We start from the raw sequence: 13,014 nt of genomic DNA on the forward strand, positions 1-13,014 counted from the left end.
GTCAGCGGCCATTGTTCGGCCGCGGCTTGCCGCCGGCATTGCCGTAAGGCTTCTCTTCCCCGTCATCCTTCAGGCCCGCTGCAATCGGATCGACAAGCAGGCGTCCGCCTTCGAGATCGATCTCGAGCACGGCCGCTTCGGAAAAGGGAATAAGCACGGGGCGCTTGCCGGGGCCCTTCAACTCGAGCAGGTCACCGGCGCCGAAATCATAGACGGCGGTCACCGCGCCGTAGTGATTGTTCTCGGCATCATAGACCTCGAGACCTTCGAGATCGGCGTAGTAGAATTCGTCCTCGTCGAGATCGTCATCCGGCAGCGCATCACGATCGACGAAAAGCTCGGTGCCGTTGAGTGCTTCAGCGGCATTGCGATCGTTGATCCCGCGGAAACGCACAACGGCAACCGTCTTGCCGTCACGGATTTCGAGGATCTCGAATTTTCGCCCGTCAGCCGCATAGAGGACGCCATAGTCACCGAGACCGAGCGGATCCTCGGTGAAGGTCTTGACCCGCACCTCGCCCCGGAGCCCCTGGGCGGCACCGATCACGGCCATCAGTATCGGATTTTCAAGCTTGCTCATGAGTGGGAACGGTCCTGCACACACCTCGGTTCGACATTCCTTTTATACCAAGTGTCGATGATAGGAACCCATAGGATCGGCTCGACCGCCCTTTCTGGCTAGGAGAGGTCCGAAGAGCGATGCTGGCGCATCGATCAAGGAACTCGACGACGCCAGAACGGGCGGGAAGCCGACCAAAGGTGGCTTATTGTGGGCCTCTGGCGTTGTTGCGCCGCTTGACCGATGCGACAGCATCGCCCGGCGCGCCGCGCCTAGCCAGAAACCCACAATAAGCCATCCTATCGGTTCCTATCATTGACACTTGGTATCAGGCGGAAGCGACCGGAAAGAAAACGCAAAAACGGGCGGTGGGATGACCCACCGCCCGCTGGAAACGGCATTATGCCGATTATTCTGCAGCAGCTTCCGAAGCGGCAGCAGCAGCGTCAGCAGCCTTCTGGGCACGCTCGGCAGCGCGCTCCTGAGCCTTCTTGCCCGGCTTTGCCTTGTCCGGGTTGCTGCGGGTCGCGCGCTCGGCGAGACCGGCTTCAGCCATGAAGCGCAGAACGCGGTCGGTCGGCTGGGCGCCCTTGGCAACCCAGGCCTTGATGGCGTCTGCGTCCAGCTCGACGCGCTTTTCGTTGTCCTTGCCGAGCATCGGATTCCAGGAACCGACCTTGTCGAGGAAGCGGCCGTCGCGCGGTGCGCGGGCGTCGGCAACGACGATCTGGTAATACGGGCGCTTCTTGGAACCACCGCGGGCGAGACGAATCTTGAGGGACATGTGAATACTCCTTGAGGTTTAGTTCAGGTCGCCGCAGCAAACCCTGTTCTTGTTGAGGCCGCCGTCAGGCGGTCTTTTCGGTTACACCGCCATGTTCGGCGGCAATGGCTTCATGATGCCGGATGACTTCCTTGATGATGAAGTTCAGGAACTTCTCGGCGAAATCCGGGTCCAGATTGGCATCCTGAGCCAGACGGCGCAGGCGGGTAATCTGGTATTCCTCGCGCGCCGGATCGGCGGGCGGCAATTCGTGTGTGGCTTTCAGCACGCCGACGGCCTTGGTGCAGCGGAAGCGTTCCGCCAGCATGTGGACCAGCGCCGCATCGATATTGTCGATCGACTGGCGATAGCCGGAAAGCTGTTCCTTGACGGACGGATCAATCATCGGCGCCCTCTCACTTCTTCTTCGGCAGGCCTGGAAGGCCCGGGAAACCGCCACCACCGAGGCCGGGAAGCTTCGGACCACCAAGACCCGGCAGGCCACCAGCACCCAGACCTGGCAAGCTGCCAGGCTTCATGCCGGCCGCTTCCGCCTGCTTGGCAAGCGCCTCGAGCTGCTTCGGATCCATCTTCGACAGATCCGGCATGCCCATGCCGCCACCCATGCCGCCGAGGCCCATCTTCGACGCGAGACCGCCCATCATCTGCTTCATCATGCCGCCGCCCTTCTTGCCGCCCATGGCTTTCATCATGTCGGCCATCTGGCGATGCATCTTGAGCAGTTTATTGATGTCGGAGGCATCGGTGCCGGAGCCGGCTGCGATGCGCTTCTTCCGGGAATGTTTCAGAACGTCGGGATTGGCGCGCTCAGCCTTGGTCATCGAGGAGATGATGGCGAGCTGGCGCTTGAACACCTTGTCATCGAGGCCGGCGGCCGAGATCTTGTCCTTCATGCCGGCCATGCCCGGCATCATGCCCATGATCCCGCCCATGCCGCCCATGGCCTGCATCTGCTTGATCTGCTCGGCGAGGTCGTTGAGGTCGAACTTGCCCTTGGCCATCTTCTCGGCCATGGCGCGGGCTTTGTCCGCGTCGATGTTCTCGGCAGCCTTCTCGACCAGCGAGACGATGTCGCCCATGCCAAGGATGCGGTCGGCGATACGGCGGGGATGGAACTCGTCGAGTTCCGTCATCTTCTCGCCGACACCGATCAGCTTGATCGGCTTGCCGGTGACGGCGCGCATCGAGAGCGCCGCACCGCCGCGGCCATCGCCGTCCATGCGGGTCAGAACGAGGCCGGTGATCCCGACGCGTTCATCAAAATTGCGGGCGAGATTGACGGCGTCCTGACCGGTCAGCGAGTCTGCGACCAGCAGGATTTCATGCGGCTTGGCGCGAGACTTGATCTCGGCCATTTCCATCATCAGCGGCTCGTCGATATGCGTACGGCCGGCGGTGTCGAGGATGACCACGTCATGGCCGCCGAGCTTCGCGGCCTGGACGGCGCGGCTCGCGATATCGGTCGGCGACTGACCGGCGATAACAGGCAGGGTATCGATGCCGGTCTGCACGCCGAGCTGACGCAGCTGTTCCTGGGCGGCCGGACGACGCGTGTCGAGCGAGGCCATCAGGACCTTCTTCTTGTCACGATCCGTCAGCCGCTTGGCGATCTTGCCGGTGGTCGTCGTCTTACCCGAGCCCTGCAGACCGACCATCATGATGACAACGGGAGCTGCGGCATTGAGGTCGATCGACACACCTTCGGTGCCAAGCATCTCGACCAGCTCGTCATGGACGATCTTGACGACCATCTGCCCGGGCTTGATCGACTTCAGGACCGAGGCGCCAACAGCCTTTTCACGAACCTTGTCGGTGAAGGCGCGGACCACCTCGAGAGCAACATCGGCCTCGAGAAGGGCACGACGGACCTCGCGCAGAGCAGCCGAGACATCCGCCTCGGACAGTGCGCCACGGCCGGTCAGTCCATTCAGAATGGAGCCAAGACGGTCCTGGAGGTTCTCAAACATCGGCTCTTCCTTGCATGGTTCGGGGAACCCCAAACCTCGGTCTTCTCCGCGCGGAAAACAAGACGCAAAGCCAAAAAGCACCCGAGGGCGCAACGCGCTTTCGGGTGTTGACCTCCGGGATCTCTTTATACCTGTTCGGGTCCCGGTCGGCGGCTCGGAGTGCTCGTCTCTTCGCAGATTGCGGCGGATAAACAGGAAAACGGTCGGGAAGTCAAGCAAAGCCCCGATTTTTCGGGAGATCCGCTGCATCCAGCAATCTGCGGCGGGCCTATTGCCGTAGAATTGACAAAACCACATATGGGTAAGCCATGAACAGACGCAGCTTTCTCAAATGGTCGGGCTTCGGCCTCGTTGCCGCAACACTCGGAGGTCTCGGCTTGCGCGAGGCACATGCGGGCAACCGCTATTATTCCGGTCCGGCCTCAGATCATTTCGACGGCAAGGTGTTCTTCAACCCGGGCGGAGAGGAGCCACGCGGCTTCTCGGAGTTCCTCCGCTGGCAGTTCGGCGGCGGCAAGATCGAGTGGCCGCGACCGGCGCAGGCTGCCGATGTCGTGACGACGAAACCGGAACCACGTGTCGAGGGAAGCCGGCTTGTCGTGACCATGGTCGGCCATGCGACCCTGCTCATCCAGACGGCAGGGCTGAACATCCTGACCGACCCGGTCTGGTCGGAGCGCGCAAGCCCCGTCTCCTTTGCCGGACCAAAGCGCAACAATCCGCCGGGTGTAACCTTCGACGACCTGCCGAAAATCGACATCGTCATCGTCACCCACAATCACTACGACCATCTGGACACGGCGACGCTGAGGCGCCTTTTCAGGCGGGACAATCCCCGCATCGTCACCCCGCTCGGCAACGACACCATCATGCGCGACGACATGCCGGGCATGGTGGCTGATGTCATGGATTGGGGTGACCGGGTCGAGATCGGTAAGGGCGTGGCCATCCATTGCGAGCCCTGCCATCACTGGTCGGCGCGCGGTATGGGCGACCGGCGCATGGCGCTCTGGGCTGCCTTCGTCATCGAGACGCCAGGCGGCAAGATCTATCACATCGGCGATACCGGCTATGCCGAAGGAAAGCACTATCGCGAGATCAAGGCAAAGCATGGCGACATCAGGATCGCCATCATGCCGATCGGCGCCTACGAGCCGCGCTGGTTCATGAAGGCGCAGCACCAGAACCCGGAAGAAGCGATCGAAGGCTTTCGCTTGAGCGGCGCGGCCTTCGGCATAGGCCACCATTTCGGCACGTTCCAGCTGACCAATGAAGGCATCGACGATCCGCCGAAGGCACTGGGCGTGGCCATGTCTGCGGCCGGCATTGGCAATGAGCGCTTCAAGGGATTGCGCCCCGGCCAGCAGTTCGAGGTGCCTCGCGCCGGCGCCTGAGGCTCACCTTCCGCGTTGACAGACCGGCCGCTTTTGGCCAGACTTAATGCATTCACCAGGGGTGTCCCGACAAGGGGCTGAGATTTCGCTACGCCAAACCGCAAGGGACAAGCAGCGCGATGACCCGTTGAACCTGATCCAGTTCATACTGGCGTAGGGACGGTGCGAGCGCTGCAAAAACGACGATTCGGAATCCGAATCCCGTGGCGTCTTTCCATCATTCCGGCTGACATGACTGGGTCTCCAACCTGAACACTTGGAGCTCCATGATGAACATTGCCCCGCATTTCGACAGACCCGACGTCACCACCGGGCCGCTTCCCGCCTCGACCAAGATCTTCCTGCCGGGCGATATGCACCCGGATATCCGCGTGCCCCTGCGCCAGATCGCGCTGCATCCGACCTCCGGCGAACCGCCGGTCAATGTCTACGATGCATCGGGACCCTACACCGATCCGCAAGCCACTATCGCCATCGATCAGGGCCTCTGGCGGCACCGGACAGCCTGGGTCGAGGCACGCGGCGATGTCGAGGCCTATGACGGCCGCGCGATCAAGCCCGAAGACAACGGCTTCGTCTCTGCCGACAAGATGACCCCGGTGTTTCCCGTGAAACATCAACCCCTTCGCGCAACGGGCGGCAAGGCCGTCACACAGCTCGCCTATGCCCGCGCCGGCATCATCACGCCGGAAATGGAATTTGTCGCGATCCGAGAAAACCTCGGCCGCAAGGCAGCGAAGGAAGCGCTTGTCCGTGACGGTGAAAGCTTCGGCGCCGCTATCCCGGATCACGTCACGCCGGAATTCGTCCGCCAGGAGATCGCCTCAGGGAGGGCCATCATCCCCGCCAACATCAACCATCCCGAACTCGAACCGATGATCATCGGCCGGAATTTCCTGGTGAAGATCAACGCCAATATCGGCAATTCCGCCGTCACCTCCTCCATGGCCGAGGAAGTCGAGAAGATGGTCTGGGCGATCCGCTGGGGAGCCGACACGGTCATGGATCTCTCGACCGGCCGCAACATTCACAACATCCGCGACTGGATCATCCGCAATTCGCCCGTCCCGATCGGCACCGTGCCGCTCTACCAGGCACTGGAAAAGGTCGGCGGCATTGCCGAGGATCTGACCTGGGAGGTCTATCGCGACACGCTGATCGAGCAGGCCGAGCAAGGTGTCGACTATTTCACCATCCATGCCGGCGTGCGGCTGCATTACATCCCGCTCACCGTCAACCGCGTGACCGGCATCGTATCGCGCGGCGGTTCGATCATGGCCAAGTGGTGTCTGCATCATCACAAGGAGAGCTTCCTCTACGAGCATTTCGAGGAAATCTGCGACATCTGCCGCGCCTATGACGTCTCCTTCTCGCTGGGCGACGGCTTGCGCCCCGGCTCGATTGCCGATGCCAATGATGCCGCCCAGTTTGCCGAACTGGAGACGCTGGGTGAGCTGACCAAGATTGCCTGGGAGAGAGATTGCCAGGTGATGATCGAGGGGCCCGGCCATGTTCCCATGCACAAGATCAAGGAGAACATGGACAAGCAGCTGAAGACCTGCGGCGAGGCCCCCTTCTATACGCTGGGGCCGCTGACGACGGATATCGCACCCGGCTATGACCACATCACCTCCGGCATTGGTGCCGCGATGATCGGCTGGTTTGGCACCGCGATGCTCTGCTACGTCACGCCGAAGGAGCATCTGGGCCTGCCCGACCGTGACGATGTGAAGACCGGCGTCATCACCTACAAGATAGCAGCCCATGCCGCCGACCTCGCCAAGGGCCATCCGGCAGCGCAGCTGCGCGATGATGCACTCAGCCGGGCCCGCTTCGAATTCCGTTGGGAGGATCAGTTCAACCTCTCGCTCGACCCGGAAACGGCCCGCGCCTTCCATGACGAAACCCTGCCGAAGGAGGCGCACAAGGTTGCGCATTTCTGCTCGATGTGCGGGCCGAAATTCTGCTCGATGCGGATCTCGCATGACATCCGCGCCGAGGCCCAGAAGGAGGGCCTGACCGCCATGGCGGAGAAATACCGGGCCGGCGGCGATCTCTACATGACGGCAGACGAGATCGCAGCGCTTGAGACGGGAGAGCGGTGATGACCATCCTCCTAAAGGGCGCCGGTGTCGGAGGGCTGGCGACGGCGCTGGAACTGGCGCGAAAGGGCGTCTCCGTCGAGGTCGTGGAGCGCCGGGCCGATATCGGGCTTGGCGCCTCCCATTGGGCGGGCGGCATGCTCGCCCCCTATTGCGAGCGGGAGGCGGCGGAAGAGATCGTGCTGACATCAGGGCTTGCCGCTGCCGACTGGTGGGACGAGGCCGTGCCCGGTCTCGTCCAGCGCCGGGGCACGCTGGTGCTGGCCAACCCGCGTGATCTCGCCGACCTCAAGCGCTTTGCGACCCGCACGCGCGGCCATCGCTGGCTGGGCGAGGACGAGATCGCAGAGCTTGAGCCGGATCTCAAAGGGCGCTTCGGCAGCGGCCTCTTCTTCTCAGAAGAGGCCCATCTCGATCCCCGCAAGGCATTGCGGCGTCTTTATCAGGCAGCGCGGCAGTTGGGTGTCTCCTTCCGCTTCGGGGAGGAGGCCGCTGATGCGGGAGGCTATGCGAGCGTCGTGGATTGCCGGGGACCACAGGCGATCGGTGAGATCGACGGATTGCGCGGTGTGCGCGGCGAGATGCTCTATCTCGAGACGGGTGACGTCACCCTCTCCCGTCCCGTGCGTCTGCTGCATCCCCGCCACCCCCTCTACATCGTGCCGCGCGGCAACGGGCTTTTCATGCTGGGCGCGACCATGATCGAGACTGACGATGACGGACCGATCACGGCGCGCTCGATGATGGAGCTGCTGAACACCGCCTATGCGCTGCACCCGGCCTTTGCCGAGGCGCGCATCGTGGAAACCGGCACCGGCATCCGCCCGGCTTTCCCGGACAATGTGCCACGCCTCATCAAAACCTCAGACGGCCTGGCAGTGGCCGGCATGCACCGCCACGGCTTTTTGCTGGCTCCAGCACTGGCGCGTGAGGCGGCGGACAGGCTCACGACCACAAACGCAATCGAGAGAAGGAGGAGCGCATGAAGCTCACCGTCAACGGAGAAGCTCTGGAGCTCGATGCCGGCAACCTCGCCGATCTCCTCGCCAAGCTCGACTACGAGGGCGACTGGCTGGCAACCGCCGTCAATGGCGACCTGGTTCCTCGCGAGGAGCGATCGTCGCAGGCACTGAACGATGGCGACCGGATCGAGATCCTCTCGCCCATGCAGGGAGGCTGACATGGCCCTGGAACTCTATGGCAAGACCGTCTCCTCGCGCCTGCTGCTCGGCACGGCGCGCTACCCCTCGCCCGCGATCCTGGCGGAGGCGGTGCGGCGATCGAAGACCGAGATCGTCACCGTGTCGCTGCGCCGGGAAACCGCAGGCGGCAAGGCGGGCGGGGCCTTCTTCCAGCTGATCCGCGACCTCGGCGTCCACGTCCTGCCCAACACCGCCGGTTGCCACAGCGCCCGCGAGGCGGTGCTGACGGCAAAGATGGCGCGGGAGGTCTTCGGCACCAGCTGGATCAAGCTCGAGGTGATCGGCCATCACGACACGCTGCAGCCTGATGTTTTCGAACTGGTGGACGCGGCGAAGATCTTGAACGCCGAAGGCTTCGAGGTCTTCCCCTACACGACAGACGATCTGGTGGTCGGGGAGAAGCTGCTCGCCGCCGGATGCCGGGTGTTGATGCCCTGGTGCGCCCCGATCGGCAGTGCCATGGGGCCGCAGAATCTGCCGGCACTCAAATCCATGCGGGCGGAATTCCCCGACGTGCCGCTGATCATCGATGCCGGCATCGGTCGTCCCTCCCATGCGACTGTTGTGATGGAACTCGGCTATGACGCCGTGTTGCTCAACACCGCCGTCGCCAGCGCCGGCGATCCGGCTGATATGGCCGAGGCCTTTGCCAAGGCAATCGAGGCAGGACATATCGCCCATCATGCCGGCATGCTGGAACCGCGCGACATGGCCGTGCCATCCACCCCCGTCATCGGAAAGGGGGTTTTCGCATGAAGCTCGATCCCTTCTACCTGATCGTCGACAATGCCGACTGGATCGAGCGGCTGGTGCCGCTGGGTGTGAAGCTAGTGCAGCTGCGGATGAAGGACGCAGAGGAAATTGTGCTTCGCCAGCACATCCGCCGCGCCCGGCAATGTTGTGCCGACCAAGGCTGCCAGCTCATCGTTAACGACTTCTGGCAGATCGCCATCGACGAGGCCTGCGACTTCGTCCATCTCGGCCAGGAGGATCTGGCAACGGCCGATCTCGCAGCGATCCGCAGCGCGGGCCTGAAGCTCGGCCTCTCCACCCATGACGAGGCCGAACTCGAAACCGCGCTCGCCGCCAAGCCTGATTATGTTGCCCTCGGCCCTGTCTATCCGACGATCCTGAAAAAGATGCCCTGGGCCCCGCAGGGCCTGGAACGGCTGACCATGTGGAAAGAAAAGATCGCCCCCCTGCCCCTGGTCGCGATCGGCGGGCTTCGCCCCGACCGGCTTCCCGGTGTCTTTGCGGCAGGTGGCGACAGTGCGGCCGTGGTCACCGACATCACGCTCAATGCCGATCCGGAGGCGCGAACTCGCGAATGGCTTGGAGTCACCGAGCCATGGCGTTGACCATGGTTGCGCGGTTTTGGTCGCTCTACTGGTAATTTGGCTGTATTTCCGCCATATAGGCTGAAAGTGCAGTTGTATGGAGTGACGATGTCGGATCGGGTCGAATTCGCTAGGATGAACGGGCTTGGCAACAAGATCCTGGTCATTGACATGCGCGGTCGCACCGACCGGGTGACCCCGGCTGCCGCAGTCGCGCTCGCCGCCGAACAGGCAACGGCCTTCGACCAGATCATGGCCATCCATGATCCCAAGGTCGACGGCACGGACGCCTATATCGACATCCTGAATTGCGATGGCTCGAAGGCGCAGGCCTGCGGCAACGGCACGCGCTGCGTGGTGCAGGCACTCGCCAGCGAAACCGGTCGCAAGAGCTTCACCTTCCAGACCATCGCCGGCATCCTCAACGCCGTAGAGCATGCGGATGGCACGATCTCCGTCGACATGGGCAAGCCAGTCTTTGCCTGGGACAAGATCCCGCTCTCGGAAGAATTCCACGACACCAGCCGCATCGAGCTGCAGATCGGTCCGATCGACGCGCCGATCCTGCATTCGCCCTCGGCCATGTCGATGGGCAATCCGCATGCTGTGTTCTGGGTCGATCGCGACCCGATGACCTATGACCTGGAACGTTTCGGGCCGCTCCTCGAAAACCATCCGATCTTCCCGGAAAAGGCCAATATCACGCTGGCCCAGGTCATCTCGAAGACATCAATGGTGACACGCACCTGGGAACGCGGCGCCGGCCTGACGCTTGCCTGCGGGTCTGCTGCCTGCGCCGCTGGCGTGTCTGCTGCGCGCACCGGCCGCACCGAGCGCAAGGTAACGATCACGGTGGCGTCGAGCCCCAATCGCGGCACGCTGACCATCGATTGGCGCGCCGACGACAAGGTCGTGATGACCGGCCCCGCGGAATGGGAATGGTCGGGCATGGTTGATCCGGCCACCGGCAGCTGGCAGCGCGATATGAGCGCCGATGCAGAGGCCGCCACCCCGTGACTTCCGTGCAAAAGGGTTCTGTCGAGGTCATCACCTTCGGCTGTCGCCTCAACACCTATGAATCCGAAGTCATGAAGGCCGAAGCCGCCAAGGCCGGCCTCGACAACGCGATCCTCGTCAACACCTGTGCGGTCACCTCGGAGGCCGTGCGCCAGGCCCGCCAGGCGATCCGCCGGGCGCGCCGGGAGAACCCGGGAGCCCGTATCATCGTCACCGGCTGTGCTGCCCAGACGGAGGCGCAAAACTTCGCTGATATGCCCGAGGTCGACGCCGTCCTCGGCAACGAGGAAAAGCTCAAGGCCGAGCACTACCGCCGCCTGCCGGATTTCGGTGTCTCGGCGGAAGCGAAGGTTGCCGTCAACGACATCATGAGCGTGACCGAAACGGCACCGCAGATGGTGGCGCATATCGACGGCCATGTGCGCGGCTTCCTGCAGGTGCAGAATGGCTGCGATCACCGCTGCACCTTCTGCATCATTCCCTATGGCCGCGGCAATTCGCGCTCCGTGCCGATGGGCGCCGTCGTCGACCAGGCGCGCAAGCTTGTCGAGAACGGCTATCGCGAAGTGGTGCTGACCGGGGTGGATGCGACGAGTTATGGCGCGGACCTGCCTGGCAATCCGACGCTTGGCCTTCTCGCCAAGACGCTCCTGAAGCAGGTGCCGGAGATCCTGCGGCTGCGCCTCTCCTCGATCGACAGCATCGAGGCCGACAGCCATCTCTTCGACCTGATCGCCGAGGAACCGCGTTTCATGCCGCATCTGCATCTATCGCTGCAGCATGGCGACGACATGATCCTGAAGCGCATGAAGCGGCGGCACTCGCGCGCCGACGCGATTGCCTTTGCCGAGCAGGTCCGGCGGCTGCGCCCCGGCTTTGCCTTCGGCGCCGACATGATCGCCGGTTTCCCGACGGAGACCGAGGAGATGGCAGCAAACTCCGCGCGCCTTGCCGAGGAGATCGGCATAGCGCACCTGCATGTCTTTCCCTACAGCCCCCGCCCTGGCACGCCGGCAGCGCGCATGCCGCAGCTGGACCGGGCACTCGTCAAGGCGCGTGCCGCAGACCTTCGGGCCGTCGCCGATCAATTGCAGGCTATCCATCTCGCCTCGCGTGTCGGGACCCGGCAGAAGCTGCTGGTCGAGCGCAACGAAATGGCGCATACGGAAGACTTCACCCTCGTTGCAGCGCCCGGCATGAACCCTGGCAGCCTCGTCGAGGTCTCGATAGGCGGCCATAACGGTCGCCATCTGACGATTGTATCGGCAGCGGCTGACGCGGCTGCCTGAGAGACGGAATAGAGTGACCATGGCCCTCGGCTTCATCAAGAAAGTCTTCACCTTCGGCAAGGAGAAGCCGGCAGAAACGCCCGCAGCACCGGCGGAGCTGACGGCCGAGGAGAAGGCTGCGATCTATGCCGAAAGCGAGCCGAAAGATCACGACGAAGATTTAGTCGTGGCCAAGGACCCGGTTCTCGCAGAAGAGATGGAAACGGCCGGCGGACCGGCGGACGATCTGTCGCCTGAAGATCTCTCCATGGTGCCGCTAGACTTGCTCGAGGCGGAAGCCGACGAGCCGGAAGCAGAAATTGAAACCGCGGCCGCCTTGGATTCTGTATCGGAGCCCGTGGTCCCCGTCCTGCCCAAGGGTTTCGCCTCCGCTGAGACCAGAGCGCCAGAACCCGAAGCACCCGCCCAGGCGGAGAAACTGAGCTGGTTCCAGCGCCTGAAAGCCGGCCTCTTCCGCACCTCCTCGCAGCTGACGAGCCAGATCACCGCGCTCTTCACCAAGCGCAAGCTGGATGACGAGACGCTCGAGGAGCTGGAAGACCTGCTGATCCAGGCCGACCTTGGCGTCGAAACGGCGCTCCGCGTCACCGACACGCTGGCCTCCGAGCGTTACGGCAAGGATGTGACCGGTGAGGACGTCACCAAGATCATGGCGACAGAGATCGTCAAGGTGCTGAAGCCGGTCGCCAAGCCACTGGCCCTTGATCTCAGCCACAAGCCGCATGTCATTCTCGTCGTTGGTGTGAACGGAACCGGCAAGACGACAACCATCGGCAAGCTGGCCGCCAAGCTGTCGGGCTCGGGTCTCAAGATTATGCTCGCCGCCGGCGACACCTTCCGTGCGGCCGCCATCGAGCAGCTGAAAATCTGGGCAGACCGCACCGGCTCGACCTTCATCGGCACCAAGCTCGGCGCCGATGCCGCAGGCCTCGCCTATGAAGCCTTCGAGAAGGCCAAGGCGGAAAAATCCGATGTCCTGATCATCGATACCGCCGGCCGGCTGCAGAACAAGACGGAGCTTATGGCGGAACTCGAAAAGATCGTCCGCGTTCTCGGCAAGCTGGATCCGGATGCGCCGCATACGGTGCTGCAGACGCTGGATGCCACGACAGGCCAGAACGCCCTGCAGCAGGTCGAGATCTTCCGCAATGTGGCGGGCGTCAACGGCCTGATCATGACCAAGCTCGACGGCACGGCGCGCGGCGGCATACTGGTTGCCATCGCGGCAAAACACAAACTGCCAGTCTATTTCATCGGCGTCGGCGAAGGCATCGACGACCTCGAACCCTTCGAGGCGGAAGACTTCGCCAGCGCCATTGCCGGCATCGCGCGCTGAGCGCCGGAAACTTTAGGGAACGACATC

The 13,014-nt window shown here is 63.1% G+C and carries 13 protein-coding genes and 1 riboswitch; of the genes, 9 read left to right on the forward strand and 4 right to left on the reverse strand.

Annotated elements, in window-relative coordinates; translation table 11 throughout:
- Position 1: 1 nt before the first annotated feature.
- The 4 genes from rimM to ffh all read right to left on the reverse strand — a co-directional run bounded on the left by rimM (position 2) and on the right by ffh (position 3,310).
- Positions 2-580 carry a ribosome maturation factor RimM gene (gene rimM, locus GH983_RS19535; RefSeq protein ID WP_054150069.1) on the reverse strand — a complete coding sequence of 193 codons (579 nt, stop codon included), beginning with the start codon at positions 578-580 and terminating at the stop codon, positions 2-4.
- Between the two features lie 388 nt (positions 581-968).
- Positions 969-1,343 carry a 30S ribosomal protein S16 gene (rpsP, locus tag GH983_RS19540; RefSeq protein ID WP_054150068.1) on the reverse strand — a complete coding sequence of 125 codons (375 nt, stop codon included), beginning with the start codon at positions 1,341-1,343 and terminating at the stop codon, positions 969-971.
- 64 nt (positions 1,344-1,407) lie between these two features.
- Positions 1,408-1,728, reverse strand: coding sequence for a chorismate mutase (locus GH983_RS19545; protein WP_153763279.1), 321 nt, complete (start codon positions 1,726-1,728; stop codon positions 1,408-1,410).
- 10 nt (positions 1,729-1,738) lie between these two features.
- The gene (gene ffh, locus GH983_RS19550) at positions 1,739-3,310 is read right to left on the reverse strand and encodes a signal recognition particle protein (protein ID WP_153763280.1); all 1,572 of its coding nucleotides are present in this window, start codon (positions 3,308-3,310) and stop codon (positions 1,739-1,741) included.
- 308 nt (positions 3,311-3,618) lie between these two features.
- Here ffh and GH983_RS19555 point away from each other — a divergent pair, with 308 nt between their 5' ends.
- From GH983_RS19555 to ftsY, 9 genes are all read left to right on the forward strand, one after another.
- On the forward strand, positions 3,619-4,704 hold the full coding sequence (locus GH983_RS19555; protein ID WP_153763281.1) for an MBL fold metallo-hydrolase: 1,086 nt from the start codon (positions 3,619-3,621) through the stop codon (positions 4,702-4,704).
- A gap of 47 nt (positions 4,705-4,751) precedes the next feature.
- A riboswitch (TPP riboswitch) is annotated at positions 4,752-4,882 on the forward strand.
- Positions 4,883-4,973: 91 nt separating this feature from the next.
- Entirely contained in the window at positions 4,974-6,809 is a 1,836-nt protein-coding gene (gene thiC / locus GH983_RS19560; RefSeq protein ID WP_153763651.1) for a phosphomethylpyrimidine synthase ThiC, read from the forward strand.
- Complete coding sequence (thiO, locus tag GH983_RS19565; RefSeq protein WP_153763282.1) at positions 6,809-7,792, forward strand: glycine oxidase ThiO; 984 nt, start codon at positions 6,809-6,811, stop codon at positions 7,790-7,792. Before thiC ends, thiO begins: the two co-directional genes overlap by 1 nt.
- Positions 7,789-7,986 (forward strand): sulfur carrier protein ThiS, encoded by a 198-nt coding sequence (gene thiS, locus GH983_RS19570; protein WP_153763283.1) that lies wholly within the window; start codon positions 7,789-7,791, stop codon positions 7,984-7,986. Before thiO ends, thiS begins: the two co-directional genes overlap by 4 nt.
- 1 nt (position 7,987) lies before the next feature.
- Complete coding sequence (locus tag GH983_RS19575; protein WP_153763284.1) at positions 7,988-8,764, forward strand: thiazole synthase; 777 nt, start codon at positions 7,988-7,990, stop codon at positions 8,762-8,764.
- Positions 8,761-9,366, forward strand: coding sequence for a thiamine phosphate synthase (locus tag GH983_RS19580; RefSeq protein WP_153763285.1), 606 nt, complete (start codon positions 8,761-8,763; stop codon positions 9,364-9,366). Before GH983_RS19575 ends, GH983_RS19580 begins: the two co-directional genes overlap by 4 nt.
- Positions 9,367-9,453: 87 nt before the next feature.
- Positions 9,454-10,362: a diaminopimelate epimerase gene (dapF, locus tag GH983_RS19585; protein WP_153763286.1), complete on the forward strand. Its 909-nt coding sequence runs from the start codon at positions 9,454-9,456 to the stop codon at positions 10,360-10,362.
- Positions 10,363-10,433: 71 nt separating this feature from the next.
- Complete coding sequence (gene mtaB, locus GH983_RS19590) at positions 10,434-11,651, forward strand: tRNA (N(6)-L-threonylcarbamoyladenosine(37)-C(2))-methylthiotransferase MtaB (RefSeq protein ID WP_246727586.1); 1,218 nt, start codon at positions 10,434-10,436, stop codon at positions 11,649-11,651.
- 19 nt (positions 11,652-11,670) lie between these two features.
- Positions 11,671-12,987, forward strand: a complete 1,317-nt coding sequence (gene ftsY, locus GH983_RS19595) for a signal recognition particle-docking protein FtsY (protein WP_069042762.1) — start codon at positions 11,671-11,673, stop codon at positions 12,985-12,987.
- Positions 12,988-13,014 lie beyond the last annotated feature (27 nt).

The organism is Agrobacterium sp. MA01 (assembly GCF_009650195.1).
Taxonomy (GTDB): domain Bacteria; phylum Pseudomonadota; class Alphaproteobacteria; order Rhizobiales; family Rhizobiaceae; genus Allorhizobium.